We start from the raw sequence: 21,682 nt of genomic DNA on the forward strand, positions 1-21,682 counted from the left end.
TATAATTCCCACTCGGTTTCGACACGGCGCGCCACCCTTCCAGAAGTCGTTGAAAACATTGTGACTTCACCGTCAGAAAGACCGTCTTCGGACGATTGCTACACAACCCTGATACACAATCGGGTGCCCGAAACCATCCTAACCATCAGGGATGGCTCAGGAAACGGTCGGGCGGCTACTCCACAAGCAGTCTACACGCTGTTCGATTTCATTTAGTTCGGCGGGGTTGTCGCTTTTACTACCGGCGGCGGGTGCCCGAGGCTCTCAGGGCGATTATCGGGAAGCGTGAGGTTTGGAAATCGTTGGGGACGGACAGTCCAACGGTCGCCGTGCGGCGGTCTCATGATGTTGCGGCGACGATTGAGCGGTACTTCGAGGAGGCTCGTGCTCGCTCCGGGCTGAGCGTCGATCACCGAATTCTGGCGAGGCTCGGCGCGTCAGTCTCGACGTCCGCCAAGATCGACCTGCCCGAGAGCGTTGCGGTCGGCCCGTCCGATCCTACTCCGGGCGTCACCCTTCGAGAACTTTACGACGCCTACATGTCCGATCCCACGCGGGACTGGTCTCCACGAACGCGGCTCGCTTACGACACGACGCGCAGGCTGGTTCTGGCCATAGTCGGGGAGGCGACGGCAGTTCGGTCGATCACGCGGGCTCACTGTCGGACTCTGATCGACACGCTGCGCTGGATGCCGCGCAATGCGCTGAAACTCTATCCCTGCCTCAGCCCAATAGAGAACGCCGCGAAAGCCAAGGAGGCCGAACGCAACGGACCTGACGAGTCCGAGCAACATCAACACCTACCTCAACAAGTTAAGTGGCTGGTTCAACTGGGTGGTCAAGGAAGAGATGATGGACCGCAATCCCGCCAAGGAATTGATGTTGGCTTTCAAGACGACTTCACCCACGCTCAGCGCGACGGAATCGCCGGCGACGCTCTTCCAGACGCTCACTCGGCGTAAGTTGCCGGACGTGATGACGCACCAACGCGATATGCTGCGAGCCTACGGTGACCAGATGTTGGGCGAGAGTGACATCGCCCTCCAATTGCCCACCGGCAGCGGAAAAACTCTGGTCGGTCTACTGATCGCTGAATGGCGTAGGCGGAAGTTCAAGGAACGTGTTTTGTACCTCTGCCCGACGCGGCAGTTGGTCAATCAAACCGTGGAGCAAGCCCAGAATAGGTACGGAATCGACGCGGTCGGATTTACAAGTTCAAAAGCCGAATATTCTGCTGCGTCCAAGTCGGACTATACGACGGGTGTGAAGGTTGCAGTGACAACCTATTCAAGCCTATTCAACACGGCACCGTTTTTCACCAATCCGGATGTGGTGATCATTGATGACGCTCATGCGGCGGAGAACTACATCGCCAAGATGTGGTCGTTGGAGATACCGGCCAACGACGAGGCGCATGCCGAGCTTCACGCCGCGATCAGCAGCTTATTGCGCCCCTATCTTTCCGGGCAGTCGTACGCGCGCCTAACGGGGCAATGGAAGGACCCTTCAGACGCAACTTGGGTGGACAAACTGCCCTCCACCATACTTCAGGAAATCGCGCCGCGCCTGACGGGCATCCTCGACGCAAACTCCGACGCCAGCAAAGACGTGACCTTTCGCTGGCAGCTAATTCGCGACCATCTGGAAGCGTGCCACGTTTACCTAGCGTCTCGTGAAATTCTGATCCGCCCGCTGATCCCGCCGGTCTGGAGCCATGCACCTTTCGCGCAGGCGAAGCAGCGGCTTTATATGTCCGCGACACTCGGCGCGGGAGGCGATCTGGAGCGTCTTACGGGGACGCCTTTGATCAAGCGCCTACCAGCCACCGGGTGCAGCTGAGCGGTGAATCCATGCGGAAGTTGAAGGCCTGACCCAAGGTCACGCGGCGCTAGGCGTCTATCGGCTGGCGTCGCGTGACCGCTCTCTGTCTCCGCTTGCCGAAGGTGATCCGATGAGCGCCTCGTACGAACTTGTAAATTGGATCCTGCTCGGCGTGGCCGCCCTCTTGGGGCTCGCGATGGGGCTCAACCATTTAGCCCTACTTGAAGCCCGTAAGCGCAACCGCGACCGTCAATCTGACGAGCCTGACGCCTTCGGAGCGCATGTGACATTGGTCGTCACTTTCGAGGTGGACCAGACCGGAAGCGCATCCTTGATCGATGCGGTGAAATCGATTGGCGAGTGGTGCGCTCTCACCTCGTCGTCCTACTTGGTCGCGACGACTATCGCCACCAGCAGCGTCATGGAAAGGCTCCAGCCACTGCTGGGACCGGCCGACCGCCTTTGGGTGATCCCTGCGTCTGGACCTTGGGCGGGCTATGGAAACCTCGAGGTCGAGGATCACGCACTCGCCTTGCTGGGCAGAGAGGCTAACTGGGTACCCAAAGATTGGGACAACGCCGCGAAGTCGCGCCCGTGATCTAGAGCCCGGGTGTGGTCAGCATGGCAAATGACACCTTCCCAGAAGCTGACCTTCGCCGTGTCCACTCGGATGGCGCGGCTTGACCAGCCGTGTGGCGCTGGCCGTCCAGTGCAGTTGGCGCGGGGCGATCAGATTGGTGGCTGCATGTATCAGGGTTGTGTAGCAATCGTCCGAAGGCGGTCTTTCTGACGGTGAAGTCGCAATGTTTTCAACGGCTTCTGGAAGGGTGGCGCGCCCTGGCCTTTCGCCAATATCAGCATCATCGCGGTCTTCGGCGATCAGGGCCGACTAGATTGAGACCTTCTTAGGCTGGCTCGAGGGGCATGCAAAGACGCAGATCCGACCCGGCTATCCACGCCGACGATCTCGAGAGCGCCCGCCGCGCTTGATGTCGCGCGCGCCCTTCCTTGCTCCCGTCCTGGAAGCGAGTTGTGGCTTGCGATCGCCGCAAATAGAATAGTAAAAACTACTCCATGGTTCGGCGCTGAATGGGCCGAGACAAACCAGTAGGCCCAAGGCGTCTCGTGATCCGCGCGGCTTGGCCGGAGTCTGAAGGGGGAACCGAATGCTCGCTTGCTATACCGACCGCCTGAGCGTGCGCCCTGGCGAGCGCTTCGCCCTCCATGCCAGCGCCGAAAACGGTCCGTGCCGCCTGTCGATCACCCGGATCGGCGCCGAGCGCCTGACGGTCCTGGAGCGCGACGACGTGCGCGTCGGCGATCATCCGGTTCCGGCCCACGCCGACCGCGACGGCTGCGGCTGGCCCGTCGCCCTTGAGGTCGAGGTCGGCGAGGGATGGGCGTCCGGCTACTACGATATCGTGCTGACCGACGCGAGCGGCGGGCAGGCCCATCACTTCGTGGTCGTCAAGCCGCCGGTCGGCGCGCGTCGCTCGGACGCCCTGATGGTGCTGTCGACCAACACCTACCAAGCCTACAACTACTGGGGCGGCGCCAACGCCTATTCGAACGTCACCGGCCTGATGAGCGGGCAGGTTCCGTTCGCCCAGGCCATGGACGAGGCGATCGGCGTCCTGTCGACCCAGCGTCCGTTTCCGCCGCTGATTGTCGCGCCGCCGCCCAACCCGCCTCGCCTGATCAACCTGCGCAAGCGTGGATTCGAGGAAACCCCCTGGGCCTCGGACATGGCCTGGATGGTCGAGCATCGGGCCTCGCCCTACGACGGTTCGGCCGGCTTCCTGCACAAGTGGGAGCACGCCTTCGTGGCCTGGGCGGAATCGAACGGCTACGCGCTGGACTTCGCCACCGACTACGACCTGGACGCCGAACAGGATCTCCTCGAAGGCTACGCGGCTGCGCTGTTCGTGGGCCACAGCGAATACTGGTCGGGCGGCCAGCGCGACCAGGTCGAGCGCTTCGTCGACGCGGGCGGCAACGCCGCGATCCTGTCGGGCAACAGCTGCTTCTGGAAGGTGCGCTGGGAGAACGACGGCAAGACCTATGTCTGCCACAAGTGGAAGGGGTTCGAGGCCGAGGACGTCCCGCCCGAGAAGGCCACGCACCTGTGGTCGCACCCGGCCTTCCAACGGCCCGAGGCCGCGCTGACGGGACTGAGCTTCGTCTTCGCCGGCTATCATCGCCTGGGCATGTGCGTGTCGCGCGGCCAGGCCGGCTTCACAGTCTATGACGACCGCCACTGGGCCTTGGAGGGCTCGGATCTGTTCTACGGCGACGTGATCGGCGGCGATCTGCCGCTGATCGGCTACGAGAGCGACGGCTGCCGCTTCCAGTTCGGCGATGACGGCCTGCCCAAGGCCGTGCCGATGCTGGGCGTGCCCGAGACCCTGGAGATCATCGGCGTCGCGCCCTGCGCCTTCGGCGAGGAAGCCGGCCGCGGTTACTTCCCGATCATCCCACCCGAGAAACTGGACGTGGTCGCCGAGGTGATGTTCGGAGACTCCGGTCCCGAGGCTCAGGCCAAGGTCCTGCGCGGTCATGCCGTCGTCGCCAGCTTCAAGCGCGGGAAGGGCGAGGTGTTCAACAGCGGCACCACCGAATGGGCTCATGGCCTGGCCGCGCGCGACCCGTTCATCGAGGTCATCACCCACAACGTCCTGCGGCGCTTTGGCGTCACCCGCGCCACCCCGGCCTGAAACGCGCCGTCGACACATTCCGTCAAAAAGAAGGGCCCCTCGGCAAGAGGGGCCCTTTGTCATGGCTGATGTGCGAACCGCGCCTGAATGGGTTGCGGGAAGCGCCGCCAGGGCAAGTCTGGCGGCGCCGCATCCAGGCGGTGCGAGGTCCGTCAGTCGACCATGGAATGCAGGAAGGCCAGCTTCTCGACCGGCGGCAGGGGACCGGCGGCCTTCAGCAGCTTGAAGGCCTCGTCGCCCGCCTCGATCGTATGGTCGATATCGGCGTCGGTCATGGCGGTGGTCATGAACATGTTGTGCCAGGGGTGGAAATAGACGCCGCGCTTGAGCAGGGCGTTGTTCCAGAAGTAGGCCTTGGCGCCGGTCGGATCCTCGTCGAACATGATCAGCGGCAGTTGGGCCGGACCGGTCTGGCGCAGCGAGAAGCCGTGGCGGTCGGCCGCCTCATCCAGGCCCGCGCGCAGGCGCTCGCCCAGGGCGATGGTGCGCTCCAGGTAGTCGGTCTCGCGGATCAGCTTCAGCGTCGCCAGCGATGCGGCCATCGGCGCGGCCGAGAACCAGAACGAGCCGGTCGCATAGATGGTGGCGGCGGCGAACCGGGCCTTGTCGGCGCCCAGCAGGGCCGAGATCGGATGGCCGTTGGCGATGGCCTTGCCCCAGGTCGAAAGGTCCGGCTTGACCCCCACCAGCGACCAGCTGCAGTCGCGGGCCAGGCGGAAGCCGGCGCGGACGTCGTCGATGATCAGCAGCGCCTCGTGCTCGTCGCACAGCGCCCTGGCTCGACGGGCGTATTCGGGATCGGGCAGCTCCTGATCGACGAAGGTGTCGTGCTTGATCGGCGAGGCGAAGATCGCCGCCAGGTCAGAGCCGGCCGCCTTGACCGCCGCCTCCAGGCTTTCGACGTTGTTGTACTCGTAGAACACCTGGTTGGCGCGGTCGGCCTCGGTGACGCCGTTCTTCAGCGGCGTGCACCAGGGCGCGGCGCCGTGATAGGCGCCTTTGGCCAGGACGATGGTCTTTTTCTGGGTGAAGTTGCGGGCGATCATCATCGCCATGGTCGTGGCGTCGGTGCCGTTCTTGCAGAACATCGCCCAGTCGGCGTGACTGACCTGGGCGGTCATGGCCTCGGCCAGCTCGACCATGGCCTGGCCGGGGCCGGTCATGGTGTCGCCCCGCTTCATGCGCTCGATATAGGCCTGATCGATGGCGGCATGGCCGTAGCCGAACAGGTTCGGGCCGTAGCCGCACATGAAGTCGATATAGCGGTTGCCGTCGACATCCCAGAGATAGGCGCCCTCGGCGCGGTCGAAGAACTGCGGGTAGTCGTCGGGCAGCAGCATGACCGACTGGTGGCCGTACATCCCATTGGGGATCACCGCCATGGCGCGTTCCCGCAGCGCCGCATCCTTGCTGTTCGTCCAGGTCAAGTTCAGCCCCTTATAAGATAGTTTTGACTATTATAATGACTGAGGCATAGTGACTGTCAATGCGTAGGGAGGACGTCGGATGAAGAATGGATTGGCGTGTATCGGGCTGACGACCCTGGACGTGGTGGCGCGCGCCATCGACGTGCTGCCGAAGGAAGAGGGAACGGGCCTGATCGAGGGGATCGCCTGCGCTCCGGCTGGCACGGCGGCCGCTCCGGCCCTACTGGCGGCTCGCCTCGGCGTGCCGAGCCGGCTGATCTCGGCGGTCGGCGACGACCTGATCGGTCGCTTCATCCTCACGGCCCTGGCCGACGCCGGGGTCGACGTCACCGACCTGGAGGTTCTGCCGGGCCTGCCCAGTTCCACGACCCTGCTGGCGGTCTCCTCCAGCGGCGTTCGTCCCGGCTTCCACGCGCTGGGCGCGGGCATGCTGGCCCGCGTCACCCCGCGCGCGCTGGAAACGGCCGCCGCGGTGGGCTTTCTGCACTATGGCGGCGTCGGCGGTCCCAAGCTCGACGGCGGCGAGGGGGAGGCGATCGTCCGAGCCGCCTCGCGGGCCGGGGCGATCGTGACCTGCGACCTGATCGCGCCCCAGCCTTCGGCGGTCGACGAGGTCAAGCGCCTGCTGCCGCATGTCGACTACTTCCTGCCCAGCGCCGCCGAGGCGGTGTTCCTGACAGGTCAGGAGGACCTCTTCGCCGCCGCCGGGACCTTCCGGTCGTGGGGCGCCAAGGGCTGCATCATCAAGAATGGCGCTCGAGGCTCGGTGGTGGTCCTTGACGGCGTCAGCACGACCCTGCCGGCGCATGTGATCACGCCGGTCGACACCACCAGCTGTGGCGATTCCTATTGCGCGGGGTTCATCGCCGCCCTCTCGCGCGGCTGGGCGCCGCTGGACGCCGCGCGTTTCGGCACGGCCACCGCCGCGCTGGTCGCCCAGGGTCTGGCCACGCTGGGCAAGGTCGAGAGCTTCGAGGCCACCGAGGCAGCGATGCGTCAGATGACGCTGAGCGAGGCGGCGTGATGGGCACGACGAATCGGGAGGCGGCTCTGCGCGAGCGCATGGCGCAGGTGATGCAGGCGATGGATGCGCGCGGCCTCAATAGGGGCACCTCGGGCAATGTTTCGGCCCGGTGCGGAGAAGACATGCTGGTCACGCCCACCGGCGTGCCGGCCGCGCGGCTGACCGCCGAGCATATGGTGCTCGTCCGTCCCGACGGCTCGTCGCCCGAAGGCGCGCTCAAGCCATCCAGTGAATGGCGCATGCACAAGGGGATTCTCGATCGGCGCCCCGACGTGGGGGCGGTGGTGCATTGCCATTCGCGCCACGCCACTATCCTCGCCTGCGCCGGCCTCCAAATCCCGCCCATGCACTACATGGTCGCCGTTAGCGGCGGCAGCAGCGTGCCGGTCGCGCCCTACGCCACCTTTGGTTCGGAGGAACTGGCCGCGACCGTGGTCGAGGCGCTGGACGGCCGCTACGCCGCCCTGATGGCCAATCATGGCCAGATCGTCGCCGCGCCCAATCTCGACTTCGCCCTGGCCATCACCGAGGAGGTCGAGGAGCAGGCGGCGGTCTATTGGGGAACCCTGGCGATCGGCGGCCCCAATCTGCTGGCCGAGGACGAGATGAGCCGCATCCTGCAGCGGTTCAGGTCCTACGGACAACGCTGAGCGCCGTCCGCGCCGAAGCAGCCCAGCCGCCGAAAGGGGGCTGGGCCGCCAATGGAACGTCCCCGCTAGTAGTGATAGCGCAGGAAGACGCCGAAGCTCCGCGGCCGGTTGTAGCTGAGGAGATCCACGCCGAGGCTGTCGATATTGGAGATCGACACGGCGTAGGTTTTGTCGAACAGGTTGCGGGCGAAGGCGCCGGCCTCGATCTTCTGGTCGGGCGAGCGCCAGCTGACCTGGGCGCCGGCCACCCATACCGCGTCCTGCGACAGGCGCGCGGCGTTGGAGTTGTCGAAATAGACCCTCGACGAATAGTTGGCGTCGACATTGGCCACGATCGACGCGCCGCTCGCCAGCGGCGCGACCCAGTTGGCCGCGGCGTTGAACGTCACCTTCGGCGACTGCGGCAGCCAGTTGCCGGTGAAGTCCTTGCCCTCGGTGAAATAGTCCCCGTACTTGGCGTGCAGCAACGACACGCCCGCGCTCAGGGTCAGGGGCTGGATCGGCCGGGCGGTGACCTCGGCCTCGCCGCCGTAGACCTTGGAGTTGGCGGCGTTGTCGAGCACCAGCACGGTCAGGCCGTTGCGCGTGGTCTGGGCGAACACCTGCTGGTTCTTGTAGTCGTAGTAGAAGCCCGACACGTTCAGGCGCACCCGACGGTCGAAGAACTCCGACTTCAAGCCCAGTTCGTAGGCGTCGAGCGTCTCGTTGTCGTAGGGCTCCATCTCCTGGGCCGTCGTGGCCATGCCGCCGAAGAAGCCGCCGCTCTTATAGCCGCGGTTGTAGGTGGCGTAGACATTGGCGTCGTCGCTCAGTTCGTAGCGCAGGCCTAGCCGGCCCGAGACCGCCGAGAAGGTCTTGCTCTGCTTGGAGGTCAGGATGACGATCAGGCCGTCTTCGGCCTGGCTCTGGTAGTCCATGGACTTGTCGTCGGCCGACCAGCGCAGGCCCACAGTACCCGTCAGTCTGTCGGTCAGCTTGTAGTCCGCTTGGCCGAAGACGGCGTAGCCCTTGGTGGTCTGGGTGTAGGGATAGCCGAAGGTTGCGACGCTGTTTTCGAGGCTGAGGCCCGTGGGATTGCTGGGTGTGGTGAACAGCGGTCGCAGGTCGCGCAGCACGTCCTGGCGCGTGTTGTCCTGTACTTGCTCGTCCATGTAGTAGACGCCCAGGACCCAGTTGAGGCGCGCCGAAGGATCGTTCGACTGCAGGCGCAGTTCCTGGGTGAACTGGTGTTGGCGGGAACGATAGTTGATCTCGATCATCCGCAGGGGGCTGGCGTCGGTGTTTTCCAGGTCGTTGCGGTGGGCCCACTGCCAAGCCGTCACCGAAATCAGGGACATGCCGCCCAGTTTCCAGGTCGCCTGGCTGGAGGCGCCGAACAGGTCGACCTTGTCCTTGCCCTCGAGGTTGGCGTCCACGGCGCGGGGATTGTTGTCGGTGTCGGCATAGCCCAGCAGATCGGCGCACTTGCCGCTGGCGTAGGCGCTGGCCGCGCAGAAGCCGTCCGAACCGGCGGCCGCTGGCGTCGCGGGGAACAGAGCGCGATGTCCGGGCGCGGTGGCGTCGCCGCGATTGACGTAGCGATTGACCTGGGTCAGCAGCTCGAAATCTTCGCTCGGCGTGTAGAGCAGCGACAGCCGTCCCGCCCAATGTTTGGCCGCGTTGAGATCATGGCCGGTGACCCGGTTGTGGGTATAGCCGTCGTCCTCGACGTATTGGGCGGCTGCCCGGAAGGCCAGCTTGTCGGCCACGATCGGCCCGCCCACGCCCAGATCGGCGGTCACGGCGTTGAAGCTGCCGTATTCCAGCGAGGCGTCGGCCCCGAACGTCTGGCTTGGGCGCTTGGTGGTGATGTTGATCGCGCCGCCGTTGGTGTTGCGGCCATAGAGGGTGCCTTGCGGCCCGCGCAGCACCTCGACCTGGGCCAGGTCGAAGAACCCCGCCATCTGAGCCAGGGGCGAGCCGACATAGACGCCGTCGACATAGACTCCGACGCCGCTGGAGGCGTTGGGGTTGAAGTCGCTGAGGCCCACGCCACGAATGTAGATCTTGGGATTGGCGGCCGCGTCGCCGGCGCTGATGCGCATGCCCGGGGCCAGGTTATTCAGCGCCAAGACGTTGTTGACGCCGCGCGCGGCCAAGGCGTCGCTGGTCAGGGCGGTGACCGATACGGGTACGTCCTGAAGGTTTTCCGACCGCTTCTGGGCGGTGACCACGATCTCCTCGATCGCCGTGCTGTCGTGCGTTTGGGCCGCCGCGACGCCAGCCGACAAAGCCAGCACGGCGCAGCTCAGAAACATACCCGCTTTCATATTCTACTCCCCGTTTATCCAGTACTCCGACCGGTCCAGGCCATTACGATAATAAAAACTATCTCGACGCAAGGGGGCGTAGCGCAAGCGATCGGACGGCTTGGCGTGGCGCGGCGGTCCAGGCGCCCGGTTTGCGGGCGAAACCGCGCCAAACCGCTCGAAGGACGACCGAGAACCAGGGAAGGGGGAGACGGGCCGTGGGCCTGTCGTGACTTTCGGCCACGGTCGCGCCGGCCCGGGCGGGCGCACCGGGACTCGTGGCTCTGGGCCACGGTCTTTAGGCTGGGGGCCGGGCCCGATCGTTCGGGACTCGGGAAGGCGATGAAGCTTCGCTCGAGGCCTAAGCGGGATCGGCCTGGGCGGTCAGTCCTTGGATAGCTGTGACCGGCGGGGGAGGTCGAAATGGTAGCGGCCGATCATCCAGGCGACTTCCTCGATGACCATGTCCTCGTCGAGCTCGGGATCCTCCACCAGCATCTCCATCGCCGCGTAGCTCATCAGTTCGGAGACGCGCATGGACAGCTTCAGGCGCTCTTCGTCGACCGGGGGGCCGTCCTTGACGCGAAACGCGAAGATCCGGTCCAGCACCGCCGTGCGCGACTGGACACGCACGTCCTGCAACGGCGGCATGGCGCGGATGGCCCGCAGGATCCAGAGCCCGCCCGGAAAGGCGCGGGTGACGGTGATGATCTCCTTTTGCAGCCGGATATGACTTTCGACGGCCGCGGCGAGGGTGGTCCAGTGGGCGCCGCCCGACTCCACCCAGGCGAAGACGACCTGATCCTGGGCGTCCATCAGTCGGCGGGTCAGCTCGGTCAGCAGGGCGTACTTGTTCGGAAAGTAGCGATAGAGCGCCGGCGGCGTCAGTCCCGCCCTTTCGCAGACGAGATTGGTCGTCAGGCGCTCGAAACCCACCTCGGCCAACAGCTCCCCGGTCGTCGTCAGAATCGCTTCGAAGGTGTTGATGCCGTTGCGCCGGGACGGTCGTGACTTGGCTTCGAGTTCTGGAGTGCTCACCACGGGTCCTTGAAGAGAGCCGCGGATCGGCGGCATGCTATCGAATAGCAACTGGGTTGCGTCAAGAGAACCTGTCGCCGCCGCGGCGTGCGTCGCGTGCGCGGCGTCCATAGCCCGCGTGGGTTTAGTGTAGCTCAAACTATCCTATTAGCGAGGGTGTTCACGTCGAACCCGGTGTGGCGGCGGCGCGCGCAAGCTCGGCCGGCCGGCGCCCAGCAAAGCGGCATCGCGGTCGAACCCATCAAACGGGAGACCGGTTGACGATACTCTTGAGATAGCAAAAACTACCCTAGGGCTGTCGGGCGAAGACCCGTCGAAGAATTGATCCAAAGCCCGTTGGAGGAAATGCATGTCGCTCGAGGACACCCAGGCGCGCGCCCCGCGAGCCGACGACGGCTGGATCGGTCGCCGCCCGACGGCCGGGCAGATCGCGGCTTTCCTGACGGTCGGATCGGTCGCCCTGATCATGGCCGGCGTTCAGCCGGTCGTGCTGGGGGGGCTGGTCAATGCGGGCCGGCTCGACGTCAACCAGCTTGGCTGGAGCGTGACGATCGAGTTTCTCGCCATCGGACTGGGCGTCGGGCTGGCCGACGCCTTCCTGCCGCCGCGCCGGCTCAAGCTGGTCGGGTTCGTGGCCGCGCTTGTCCTGGCCGTCGTCAACCTCGCGGGGCTGGAGGTCTCGGGGCTCGGGGTCCTGGTGATCCGGGCGCTGGCGGGCCTGGCCGAAGGCGGCCTCGTCTGGCTGACCACGCTGATGATCGTGCGCTCGCCGACGCCGGGCCGCTGGAGCGGAATCTTCCTGGTCAGCCAGGCGGTGCTGCAGGTGGCGTGCGCGGCCGGCATACCGCTTCTGGTCTCGCCCTCGCTCGGCGCCAACGCGGGCTTCGCGACCCTGGGCGCCAGCGCCGTCCTGGCGGCGGTGGTCGCGTTCGTCCTGCCGGCCAGTCTCGCGCCGCTGGCGGGAAACACGAGCGACGAGCCCGTGCTGGCCGAGCCGATCCCGAAGGCGGCCTATGTCAGCCTGGCCGCCGTCTTCCTCCTGTTTTCGTTCTTCATCGGGTTCCTGGCCTATGTCGAGCAGTTGGCCGGCCAGGCGGGTCTGACGCCGGTCCAGGGCGGGCTCGCCGTCGCCCTGGCCCTGGGCAGTTCCATCGTCGGTTCGGGCCTCGCGGCCGTGGTGGCCGAACGGATACCCTATCACCGCGCGTTCCTGGTCTGTCTGCCGGTGTTCCTGTCGGTGCTGGTCGGCCTGTGGGGCCTGCCGGGACCCGGCGTGTTCATCGCCTTCGCCGGCCTGCACGGCCTGGCGTGGGGATTCCTGCAGACCCTGCAGGCGCCGTTCGTCATCGAATCGGATCCTTCGCGGCGCGCGGTTCTGCTGGCGCCCAGCGTCCAGGCCGTCGGCGCGGCCGCCGGGCCGATGCTGTGCTCGTTCTTCGTCGGCGCCCACGAGGTCCGCGGCGCCCTGGTCGCCGCGGGCGCGTGCCTGGTGGTCTCGTTCGTCCTGGCGATGATGCTGTGGCTTTCGCGTGTCCGGCGCCAGGCCAAGTCCGCGCTCGCCGCCTCCCTAGAGCCGACGCGCCGCGCGGCCTGACCAACCCGCGCCCCCGCGCATCGCGAAGGAGAAGATCATGTCTGGTGACATCGTAGCCGATCATCCGCACGTTCTGGACATCGGTGCGCTGCCGACGCTCGAGGACTATGGCTATGACGGCGGCCGCATGGCGTTCCGGCGGTTCTGCGCCAGGGCGTTCCAGCCTGGCGGCCCCCGTTTCCTGCGGGGCGACGGCGGCGCGCTCGTGGTCTTCCGTCATACCGATCTTCGCGCGCTGGCGGCCCGGCCCGAGCTTTCGGCCCTGGCGCCCAACCAGCTCTTTCCGGGCTTGCTCGGCGTCGAACCGCTCGAGGAAAAGCCGGTCGGCTTCGCCATCGCCGACCTGATCAAGAACCAGCTCTTCGGCGCTAACGGCGTTCTGAACGCCACCCTGCGCAAGGTGCTTCTCAACCAGATCGGACCCAAGCCGACCGCCGCGCGGAGCGACGCCGCCCGCCAGATCGCCGGGCGGATCCTGGAAGATCTACCGCTGGGCGAGACCGTCGATCTCGTCGAGCGGATCGCCGAGCCGCTGATCGGCCTCTACTGGGGCGGGTTGATCGGGATGACCGATGAGGAGGCTCTGAGCGCGGCCGTGCAGGCGCGCAAGATGACTCCCATGCTGTTTCTGCGGCCGGACGGGGATGGCATAGTCGAGGCCGACGCCGCCGCGACGGCCTATCGCGGCCTCGTCGAGGGCGCGAGCCAGCGCGCCTTGGTTGCGGGCGGTTGTCCGTTCGTCTCCGACATGGCCCGAGACCTCGCCATGGTCGATATCGCCGACGATCTCGACCATGGCGGCTATGTTCCCAAGACGGTGGGGGCCTTCCTCGCGGGAAACCTGTTCGATGGATTCCATACGGCCGCTGTGGCCATCACCAACACAATCCGTACACTGATTGACAATGCCGAGGTGGCGAACCGGTTGCGCGCGGAGCCGGAGAAGGCCGCCGCGGCGGTATCCGAGTGCCTGCGCTTGGAGCCGCCCGTCATTCATCTAAACCGCATTGTCAGCGCCGACCTCGAATACGATGGATGGACCTTCCCCGCGGGGACTCGGGTGATGATGATGTGGGGCGCGGCCAATCGCGATCCCGAGGCTTTCCCAGACCCGGAATGCTTCGACCTGGACCGCCCCCAGCAGGGCTCGACCACGTTCGGCGGCGGCGCTCACATCTGTCCTGGGCGTTTCGTGGCCGGCCTGGTCGCCAGGAGCCTGGTGGAGGCCTTGATCGAACGCCGGATCGAGGTCCGTGCGGCCGGCGACGCCGACGACTGGATCGGCAACCACGCCATGTGCCAGCTCAGGCATCTGCCGGTGATCCTGGAGCGCAGGCCTTGAGGGCGGGCGGTCGCTCGATCCTGTCCATCCGCCATCACCCTTGCGTTGCCGCACGGGCGCTCGTTGATGACCACTGTAGCCGCTTGCAGCGGCGGCGCCGGACCGCGTTACCGCGGCTTGCGCTCCAGAACGTCCATGGCGCGTCGTAGTCGCCCATCGGTGACACGCAGCTTTATCTCGTCCGACACCAGGGACGCCAGGTTGGTGAGGATCGCTTGCTGGGTGTCGTCCAGGGTGCGCGGCCGGGTGTCGATCACGCACAGCGAACCGAGCGTGAAGCCGTCGGGGTCGACGATCGGGCAGCCGGCGTAGAACCGAAAGTGCGGCGCGTCGGCGACGGCCGGATTGTCCGCGAAGCGCGGATCGGTGGCCAGGTCCTCCGACACCATGCAGCGCTGCTGAAGAATGGTGTGGTTGCAGAAGGCCCAACTGCGGGGCGTGTCGGCCATGTCCAGACCATGGCGCGACTTGAACCACTGGCGCGTCGGGGTCAGCAGGGTGATCAGCGAGATCGGCATGCCGAGCGTCTGGGCGGCCAGCCAGGTCAGCCTGTCGAAGGCGTCTTCCGGCGGGGTGTCGACCAGGCCCGAGCGCTCCAGCGCTAGCAGGCGCTGGGCTTCGTTGCCGGGCAACGGAACCAGCGCCCCGGCCTCAGGCGCGGCGGGCACGGGCGCCGGTCCTCGCACCGCCGTCTCGGCGGCTTGCGCCAAGGCGTCCAGATCCTCGACGAAACCGACCCTGCCGCTGGCGGGCCCGGCGAAGGCCGCGGTCTGAGCCTTGGGGCCGACGAGCAGGATCGCCGTCTGCGACAGCCCCGGATCCGACGCCAGCGCCCGCAGCAGGTCGGCGGCCATGGGCAATGAGGCCGCGTCGATGATCACGGCCGCCGGCGTGCGTCCGCCGATGTTCAACAGAGCGGAAAAGGGCTCCGGATAGGCGTCCACGAAGCAGGAAGGGGCCTGCGCCAGGCGCGCCGTCAGCGCTGGCAGGGCGTCGGCTCCGGCGATGACGATCACTCGCGCCGACACCGGCAGGGCGCTGACGGTCTCGCCCGGCATCAGCGCCAGGACGTCGGAGCGATAGACGCGGCGATGACCGCCCGGCGTCTTCCATGACGGGATCGATCCGCCCTCGATTAGCAGCTGCGCGGTGCGCACTGACACACCCAGGATCTTCGCCACGTCCGTGGTGGTCAGGATGTCCTTGTCGGCCGTGTCCATCGTCTCTCCAAGCCGTCAGGCCGCGTCGCACAGATGCCCACAGCCCCTCGCCTTGACAAGCTCCAAATTCGATGCATTTGATGAAATTGATAGATTTGATACTTCATTTCGAGTTTGGAGCGTGAGCATGAACGACAATCTTCCCAGCGATCATCCCGATTTCGCCGCCCGTGTGGCGGCCAACCAGGCCGAGCGCGCTGGCGATCTCAAGGCGACCTATGACTTCATCGTCTGTGGCGCGGGAAGCGCTGGCTCGGTGCTGGCCCGGCGGTTGGCCGAGAACCCCGACGTGCAGGTGCTGCTGATCGAAGCGGGCGGCAGCGACGAGCGCGCCAGCGTGATGGAGCCGGCCGCCTGGCCGACCAACCTGGGCGGCGACACCGATTGGGGCTTCGTGGCCGAGCCCAATCCGGCGCTGAACGGACGATCCATGCCGATGTCGATGGGCAAGGTCTGCGGTGGCGGTTCCAGCATCAACGTCATGGTCTGGTCGCGCGGCCACCGCAGCGACTGGGACCACTTCGCCACGGAAAGCGGCGACGCCTCCTGGGGCTATGACGCGGTCCTGGGGCTCTATCGGGAGATCGAGAACTGGCAGGGTCCGGCCGATCCTCTGCGGCGCGGGACGGGCGGCCCTGTCCATGTGCAATCGGCGCCGGATCCCGGTCCGGCCGCCTACGCCATGGTCGACGCGGCCCATGAGCTCGGCATTCCGACCTACGGCTCGCCGAACGGCGAAATGATGGAGGGCGCGGGCGGCTGCGCCATCAGCGACGTGCTGATCCGTAACGGCAAGCGCCACTCCATCTTCCGCGCCTTCACCTTTCCGTATCTCGACCGGCCGAACCTGACGCTGCTGACGCACACCCACGTCAACCGGGTGCTGATCGAGAATGGACGCGCGGTCGGCGTCGAGACGGTCCGCAACGGCGCGATGCATTGGTTCGGCGTCGCCCACGAGGTGATCCTGTGCCTGGGCGCGATCCAGACGCCGACCGTCCTGATGCGATCGGGCATCGGCGACGAGGACGAGCTGTGCGCCCACGACATCAAGGTGCTGAACAAACTTCCGGGCGTCGGCGCGAACCTGCAGGACCACGTCTCGTTCGGCTGCATCTGGGAGTACCGCGAGCCGATCGCGCCGCGAAACAGTGGCAGCGAAGCCACGCTCTACTGGAAGTCGGACGCGGCGCTCACCGAGCCGGACCTGCTATTCTGCCAAGTCGAGTTCCCGGTCCCCAGCCCCGAGACCGCCGTTCGCGGGGTTCCCGAGCACGGCTGGACCATGTTCGCGGGCCTGGCCCATCCCAAAAGCCGGGGCAGGGTGCGCCTGGCGTCGGCCGATCCGACGATCGCCCCACGAATCGAGCTGAACACCTTCGGCCACCCGGATGATCTGAAGGCGGCGATCGCCTGCGTGGAGCTTTGCCGGGACCTGGGCAACACCCAGGCCTTCGCCCCCCTGGTCACCCGCGAAGCCATGCCGGGCCCGCTGAACAAGACGGACATGGAGCAGTATGTGCGCGACGCGGCGGTGACCTACTGGCATCAGACCTGCTCGGCCAAGATGGGGCGTGACGCCATGTCGGTGGTCGACTCCAGCCTGCGCGTCTATGGCGTCGAGGGGCTGCGCGTCGCCGATGGTTCGATCATGCCCAAGGTGGCCACGGGCAACACCATGGCGCCCTGCGTGATCATCGGGGAAAAGGCCTCCCGGTACCTCCGCGCGACCCACGGCCTCTAAAGGTCCGAGAAGACGACGCGGCCGCGCTTCTCGAGGCGCCGGCCGCGTCCGTCGTTTGACTACAAATCTTCCAGGAAAGCCGATGTATGCCGCACGCTCAAAGGCACGTCCTCGTGGTGGACGACGACCCCCGGACCCGAGACGAATTTCAAGGTTATCTGAGCGCCTACGCCTTTCAGGTCAGCACGGCCCCGGACGGGGCGGCCATGAAGCGGATCCTGGCCGCCCGGCCGGTCGATCTTGTGGTTCTGAATCTCGAGCTGGGGGCCGAGAACGGGCTGGACCTGATGCGCGGCGTCATCGACCGCGACGAGGCGCCCGTCATCAGCCTGACCAGCGCGCCCGGCGAAGGCCCGGACAAGGTGGTGGCGCTGGAACTGGGCGCCGATGACTGCATGAGCAAGCCGGTCAGCCCTCGTGAGCTGCTGGCCAGGATCCGCAGCGTGTTGCGGCGCGCGGGGCCGGCGCGTTCGACGCGCTTGCGACAACGCGCCCGCTGGCGCTTCGTCGGCTGGGAAGCCGATCTGCGGCGGCGAAGTCTGACCGCGCCAGGCGGCGTCGCCGTCAAGCTGACGGCCGCCGAGTTCAACCTGCTGGCGGCCCTGCTCAAGACGCCGAGCCAGGTGCTCAGCCGTCAGCAGTTGGTGGCCGCCTGTCGCGTGCATCCCGACGAGGTCACCGACCGCAGCATCGACGTGATGATCCTGCGGTTGCGCCGCAAGCTGGCGGCCTGGCCCGGCGGTCAGCGCATCATCCGCACCGAGCGGGGTGCAGGATACGCTCTTGCCGTTCCGGTCGAAATCGTCTGACTCACGTCCGTCTCGACAAACCTGTTCCTTGCCTGACCCGATGATCGAAAAGGAAGACGGCGCGTGCCAGAAGTCCCGTCGCATCCCGGACCCAAGTTTGGCGCGCTGCTGGCCACGGGCTTGCTCTTGCTGGCCTGGCCCGGGGGCGGGCTTGCCAAGGCCGCTGCGCTCTCGACGGCGGCCGTTGGCGGTCAAACCGCTTCGGTTCTCCGCGCGCGGATCGGCCCGCCTCACGACGAGACCATCAAGGCCTATGTCGAGGCGGGCGCCAAGGAGACCAAGGCCCATGTCCTTACCGACAGGGAATGGGCGTTGATCGAAAGCGCCATCGCCGATCTTCCGGCGCTGTACCGACAGGTCCTGGAGCGACGTCTCGCGCGGCTCAGTTTCATCGACGCGCCGTCCAGCGCGGGCACGGCCTTGACGCGGTCCTCGGAGGGCCCCAACGGCGAGCGGCTGTTCGACATCACCCTACGCGCCGATGTGCTCGAGACATCGCTTTCGGACTTCCTCACCCAGAAGGAGGCGATGCTCTTTTCCCCGGACGGATCGGGCTACAGCGTGAAGGTTGAGGCCGGTAGGGCCTCCGCCCTGACCTACATTCTGCTGCATGAGACCACGCACGTGATCGACCGCACGTTGGACGTCACCACGGCCGGCGGTCCGTTCAAGACGGTCTGGGTCGACTATCGAAACTTGACGCAGCCCTATGCGACCGGCGTGATCGCCCATTCGGTCTATCGACGCGGACCTAAGCTGCCCCTGTCGCGAAGTCCGACGCTGTACCGGGCGCTGGCGCAGGCGCCGTTCGTATCGCTCTATTCCACCGCATCGGCCGGCGAGGACTTCGCCGAGCTCATGGCTTGGCGCGAGCTCTCGAGCCGGTTCGAGACGCCGCTGAAGATCCAGGTGCTGGACGCGCTGGGCGTCGCGATCGTTTCGGTCGAGCCGCTCAAATCCCCCGCCGTCCGATCGCGTCTCGAAGCGGCCGAAGCGGCGCTTGCCCGCGCGCGTGCGGAGAGCCCGGAAAAGATCTGAAAGGCCGGCGGCGGGTTTGCAGACCCGCCGCCGTTCGGCTGGCTGACGCCGGAAACCAAGGCGCGCGCCCTTGGGGGACGTGATCGCGCCGGTTGGGCCGGAAGGACGCGCGTAGGGGGGAGTACGCCACGTCGAAGGTATGTCCCTTAAGGTCGGGGGGATGGGACGAAAGGCGAGCGCCTTGCGCGCCTTGGCCCCGATGCTCGGCGGGGCGAAAGAGCGGCGCTTTCTTGAGGCCGAGTGTCGTCGTTGCGGGGCGGCGCCGCAATCAAAGGGCGGTTTCAGCGGTAATAGTCGCTGCGATTTGAGCGCCGCGGTGATCGCATTGTCGGCGTCGGAACCATCCCAGGCGTGTTGGACAAAATCGATGCGACCGCCGACGCGCATGGCGTGTCGGCGGCCGGCCCATTGGGCGTCTGTCGTGGTCTTACTTCGCCTTACGCGGGGCGGCCTTGGCGGCCTGGTCGATCACGTCGGCCACCGCTCCAGGTTGGCTGAGGAAGACGACGTGGCTGCCCTTCACCTCCACCGTCTCGGCGCCGATGCGCGCGGCGGTCTTGCGCAGCAGCTTCGGATCGATGGCGCCGTCCTCGGTCGCCACGACGAACCAGCTGGGCTTGGCGCGCCAGGCGGCGCGGGTGACCTTCTCGCCAAAGGCCGACATGGCGATCGGCACCTGCGAGTCGCGCATGAAGGCGGCGTCGGCGTCGTTGATGTCGCCGGCGAAGCCGGCCTTGAACTTGGCGAGATTGACGAAGCCGAAGCCGTCGGACTGCGGCTCGATCACGAAGCCGGGAGGGGCGGGGATCTGGGCGAACTGGTCGCCGGTGGACTCACCGGTGTCGGGCGCCAGGGCGGCGACATAGACCAGGCCCGCGACCTTCGGATCATTGCCGGCCTCGGTGATCACCGTGCCGCCGTACGAGTGGCCGACCAGGATCGCGGGGCCGTCCTGGCGGGCCAGCACACGACGGGTGGCGGCGACGTCGTCGGCCAGCGAGGTCAGCGGGTTCTGAACGATGCTGACCTTGTATCCCTTGGCGGTCAGTCGGTCATAGACACCCCGCCAGCCCGAGCCGTCGGCGAAGGCGCCGTGGACCAGGACAACGTTGCGGACCGCTGGAGCGCTCGCGGCCGGCGAAGCGTCGGGCTGGGCATGGGCGGCGCCGGCCAGGCCGGTCAGGGCGGCGGCGATGAGAATGTTGCGAGCTTGGCGGATCATAGGGTTCTCCCAAAGGTCGTTAAGTGGTTTCTGCGATAAAGATTATTGCGATAATCATTTTGTAGTCGCGAGCCGATCGTGTGTCCAGGGAAAAATTATCGCGATATGTATTTTCTCCTGGTCGGCGCTACGCGGGGAGTAGGAGGCCGTCGCCAGGTTAGACGGTGGGTATCGTGCCGCCGTCGATGACGTATTCGGCGCCGTGGATGGCCGAGGCGCGGTCCGAGACCAGGAAGGCGATCAATTCGGCCACCTCTTCGGGCCTGGCCGGCCGGCCGAGCGGAATGCCGCCGAGCGCGTCCAGGATGCTTTGTCTCGCTTCTTCGAGCGTTCCGCCCGTGTTGTCGGCGATCCGGCGCATCAGATCGTCGGCCGCCTCGGTATGAATCCATCCCGGCGACACGACGTTGACGCGCACGCCCTTGGGGCCGATCTCCTTGGACAGGGACTTGCTGTAGGTGGTGAGGGCGGCCTTGGCCGCGGCGTAGGCCGTCGTGGACTCCGGCAGCGGCAGCGTCCGCTGGATGGACGAGACGTGGACGACCGCGCCGCGTCCGCGTTCCAGCATCTGCGGCAGCAGCGCCCGGTCTAGACGCACCGCCGACATCAGGTTGAGATCCAACTCCGCGGCCCAGTGCGTGTCGGTGAGCGCGGCGAAGCCGCCGCCGGGCGATGACGAGCCGCCCAGGACGTGGACCAGAACATCGACGCCGCCGAGGTGTTCGATCGCGGCCCGCGCCAGCTGTTCGGCGCCTTCCGGCTTGGTCAGGTCGACTTCCACGACATGGGCGCCGACAGGGGCGTTGGCGGCGCTCCGCGCGGCGGTGACGACGCTGGCGCCGCCGCGCAGCAGGCGTTCGACCGTCGCGCGGCCGGCGCCCTTGGTGCCGGCGGTGACCACGGCGCGGACGCCTTCGAATTCACGTTGCTCGCCGGACATCAGACGATCTCCAGGGCCGAAATGGCCCCGCCGTTCAGCCTGAAGCGGAAGGCGAACGGAAGCGGGCTTCCTGGGAAGTCGCCAACGGTGATCCCGTCGACGATGACGGCGCCGTCGTCCTCGCGCCAGGCGTTCGGCGTGAAGATCGCGCGAGCGGCTATGGTCGCTGACTCAATCCAGGGCTTGATCTCGGCATGGCCGCGATGCTCGCGCGCTTCGTCCTTCACGACGGCGTCGGCGGCGAAGGCGGCAAGCATGTCGTCCACGTCAAGGCGGGCATTGGCCTCGACATAGTCGGCGATAGGGCGGGGGAGGTTGGTGGACACCGATGGTCTCCGGCATAAGGTTGCTGTCCGCCACAACCTGTGAACACCCTCCCGAAATGACAAGAACGGACGAAAAAGTAAGGCACGCACCCGAAAGTAAGCGTGTGGCCTATACGGCGGACTCGGCGTCTCTGAGCATCCAGAATGTCATCCGGGTTCTGGAGGGGCGGTGGAAGCTGGTAATTCTGTTTCAGCTGTTCGGCGGCCGAGTGCAGCGGTTCTCTGACCTGGAGCGCGCTATCCCTGGCGTGTCTCAGAAGATGCTGATCCAGCAGCTGCGACAACTCGAGGCTGATGGTGTCGTAACCAGGATCGTTCACCCGCAGGCGCCGCCGAAGGTCGAGTATCATCTCACCGATTGGGGGCAGTCCCTATGTCCGGCGTTGGACGCGCTCTTGCTCTGGGCCGAAAACGCGCCCGCGGAACAGCGCTCGAGGCTGATCCCTGAACCTCTGTAGGTGGCGGTCGCCTCCAACCGCACCGCG

General features: G+C 66.4%; 19 protein-coding genes. 12 read left to right on the top strand and 7 right to left on the bottom strand.

The window, feature by feature from the left end; translation table 11 throughout:
* The first annotated feature begins 95 nt into the window (after window positions 1-95).
* The 4 genes from AC07R7_RS24745 to AC07R7_RS24760 all read left to right on the top strand — a co-directional run bounded on the left by AC07R7_RS24745 (window position 96) and on the right by AC07R7_RS24760 (window position 4,535).
* Entirely contained in the window at window positions 96-962 is an 867-nt protein-coding gene (locus AC07R7_RS24745; RefSeq protein WP_494636957.1) for a DUF6538 domain-containing protein, read from the top strand.
* Window positions 853-1,839, top strand: a complete 987-nt coding sequence (locus AC07R7_RS24750) for a DEAD/DEAH box helicase (RefSeq protein WP_494636958.1) — start codon at window positions 853-855, stop codon at window positions 1,837-1,839. The genes AC07R7_RS24745 and AC07R7_RS24750 overlap by 110 nt, the downstream gene beginning before the upstream one ends.
* A gap of 112 nt (window positions 1,840-1,951) precedes the next feature.
* Window positions 1,952-2,419, top strand: a complete 468-nt coding sequence (locus AC07R7_RS24755) for a hypothetical protein (RefSeq protein WP_494636959.1) — start codon at window positions 1,952-1,954, stop codon at window positions 2,417-2,419.
* A gap of 568 nt (window positions 2,420-2,987) precedes the next feature.
* Window positions 2,988-4,535 (top strand): N,N-dimethylformamidase beta subunit family domain-containing protein, encoded by a 1,548-nt coding sequence (locus tag AC07R7_RS24760; RefSeq protein WP_494636960.1) that lies wholly within the window; start codon window positions 2,988-2,990, stop codon window positions 4,533-4,535.
* 152 nt (window positions 4,536-4,687) lie between these two features.
* Here AC07R7_RS24760 and AC07R7_RS24765 read toward each other — a convergent pair whose 3' ends face one another.
* The gene (locus AC07R7_RS24765; protein ID WP_494636961.1) at window positions 4,688-5,962 is read right to left on the bottom strand and encodes an aminotransferase class III-fold pyridoxal phosphate-dependent enzyme; all 1,275 of its coding nucleotides are present in this window, start codon (window positions 5,960-5,962) and stop codon (window positions 4,688-4,690) included.
* 79 nt (window positions 5,963-6,041) lie between these two features.
* Here AC07R7_RS24765 and AC07R7_RS24770 point away from each other — a divergent pair, with 79 nt between their 5' ends.
* Both AC07R7_RS24770 and AC07R7_RS24775 read left to right on the top strand, forming a co-directional pair.
* The gene (locus AC07R7_RS24770) at window positions 6,042-6,986 is read left to right on the top strand and encodes a carbohydrate kinase family protein (RefSeq protein WP_494636962.1); all 945 of its coding nucleotides are present in this window, start codon (window positions 6,042-6,044) and stop codon (window positions 6,984-6,986) included.
* A complete protein-coding gene (locus tag AC07R7_RS24775; RefSeq protein WP_494636963.1) occupies window positions 6,986-7,636 on the top strand; it encodes a class II aldolase/adducin family protein in 651 nt (216 codons plus the stop codon). Before AC07R7_RS24770 ends, AC07R7_RS24775 begins: the two co-directional genes overlap by 1 nt.
* Before the next feature lie 65 nt (window positions 7,637-7,701).
* Here AC07R7_RS24775 and AC07R7_RS24780 read toward each other — a convergent pair whose 3' ends face one another.
* Together AC07R7_RS24780 and AC07R7_RS24785 are read right to left on the bottom strand one after the other, a co-directional pair.
* The gene (locus tag AC07R7_RS24780) at window positions 7,702-9,945 is read right to left on the bottom strand and encodes a TonB-dependent receptor (protein WP_494636964.1); all 2,244 of its coding nucleotides are present in this window, start codon (window positions 9,943-9,945) and stop codon (window positions 7,702-7,704) included.
* A 363-nt stretch (window positions 9,946-10,308) separates the two neighbouring features.
* Entirely contained in the window at window positions 10,309-10,962 is a 654-nt protein-coding gene (locus AC07R7_RS24785) for a TetR/AcrR family transcriptional regulator (protein WP_492841005.1), read from the bottom strand.
* Between the two features lie 349 nt (window positions 10,963-11,311).
* Between AC07R7_RS24785 and AC07R7_RS24790 the strand changes: the two genes are divergently transcribed.
* Together AC07R7_RS24790 and AC07R7_RS24795 are read left to right on the top strand one after the other, a co-directional pair.
* Window positions 11,312-12,556 carry an MFS transporter gene (locus tag AC07R7_RS24790; RefSeq protein ID WP_494636965.1) on the top strand — a complete coding sequence of 415 codons (1,245 nt, stop codon included), beginning with the start codon at window positions 11,312-11,314 and terminating at the stop codon, window positions 12,554-12,556.
* A gap of 37 nt (window positions 12,557-12,593) precedes the next feature.
* Window positions 12,594-13,898: a cytochrome P450 gene (locus AC07R7_RS24795; RefSeq protein WP_494636966.1), complete on the top strand. Its 1,305-nt coding sequence runs from the start codon at window positions 12,594-12,596 to the stop codon at window positions 13,896-13,898.
* A gap of 107 nt (window positions 13,899-14,005) precedes the next feature.
* On the opposite strand, the gene AC07R7_RS24800 is transcribed toward AC07R7_RS24795, so the two are convergent.
* Window positions 14,006-15,118, bottom strand: a complete 1,113-nt coding sequence (locus AC07R7_RS24800; RefSeq protein ID WP_494636967.1) for a GAF domain-containing protein — start codon at window positions 15,116-15,118, stop codon at window positions 14,006-14,008.
* 127 nt (window positions 15,119-15,245) lie between these two features.
* On the opposite strand from AC07R7_RS24800, the gene AC07R7_RS24805 reads away from it, so the two are divergent.
* The 3 genes from AC07R7_RS24805 (at window position 15,246) to AC07R7_RS24815 (ending at window position 18,709) form a co-directional block, all read left to right on the top strand.
* Entirely contained in the window at window positions 15,246-16,862 is a 1,617-nt protein-coding gene (locus AC07R7_RS24805; protein ID WP_494636968.1) for a GMC family oxidoreductase, read from the top strand.
* An 86-nt stretch (window positions 16,863-16,948) separates the two neighbouring features.
* Window positions 16,949-17,671 (top strand): response regulator, encoded by a 723-nt coding sequence (locus tag AC07R7_RS24810; RefSeq protein WP_494636969.1) that lies wholly within the window; start codon window positions 16,949-16,951, stop codon window positions 17,669-17,671.
* A gap of 63 nt (window positions 17,672-17,734) precedes the next feature.
* Window positions 17,735-18,709, top strand: a complete 975-nt coding sequence (locus AC07R7_RS24815; protein ID WP_494636970.1) for a hypothetical protein — start codon at window positions 17,735-17,737, stop codon at window positions 18,707-18,709.
* A gap of 427 nt (window positions 18,710-19,136) precedes the next feature.
* On the opposite strand, the gene AC07R7_RS24820 is transcribed toward AC07R7_RS24815, so the two are convergent.
* The 3 genes from AC07R7_RS24820 to AC07R7_RS24830 all read right to left on the bottom strand — a co-directional run bounded on the left by AC07R7_RS24820 (window position 19,137) and on the right by AC07R7_RS24830 (window position 21,197).
* Window positions 19,137-19,931, bottom strand: coding sequence for an alpha/beta fold hydrolase (locus AC07R7_RS24820; protein WP_494636971.1), 795 nt, complete (start codon window positions 19,929-19,931; stop codon window positions 19,137-19,139).
* Window positions 19,932-20,088: 157 nt separating this feature from the next.
* The gene (locus tag AC07R7_RS24825) at window positions 20,089-20,871 is read right to left on the bottom strand and encodes an SDR family oxidoreductase (protein WP_494636972.1); all 783 of its coding nucleotides are present in this window, start codon (window positions 20,869-20,871) and stop codon (window positions 20,089-20,091) included.
* Window positions 20,871-21,197, bottom strand: a complete 327-nt coding sequence (locus AC07R7_RS24830; protein WP_492840987.1) for a nuclear transport factor 2 family protein — start codon at window positions 21,195-21,197, stop codon at window positions 20,871-20,873. The genes AC07R7_RS24825 and AC07R7_RS24830 overlap by 1 nt, the downstream gene beginning before the upstream one ends.
* 56 nt (window positions 21,198-21,253) lie before the next feature.
* Here AC07R7_RS24830 and AC07R7_RS24835 point away from each other — a divergent pair, with 56 nt between their 5' ends.
* On the top strand, window positions 21,254-21,655 hold the full coding sequence (locus AC07R7_RS24835; RefSeq protein ID WP_492881710.1) for a winged helix-turn-helix transcriptional regulator: 402 nt from the start codon (window positions 21,254-21,256) through the stop codon (window positions 21,653-21,655).
* The last annotated feature ends 27 nt before the right edge of the window (window positions 21,656-21,682 follow it).

The organism is Caulobacter sp. GW821-FHT05F04 (assembly GCF_059419665.1).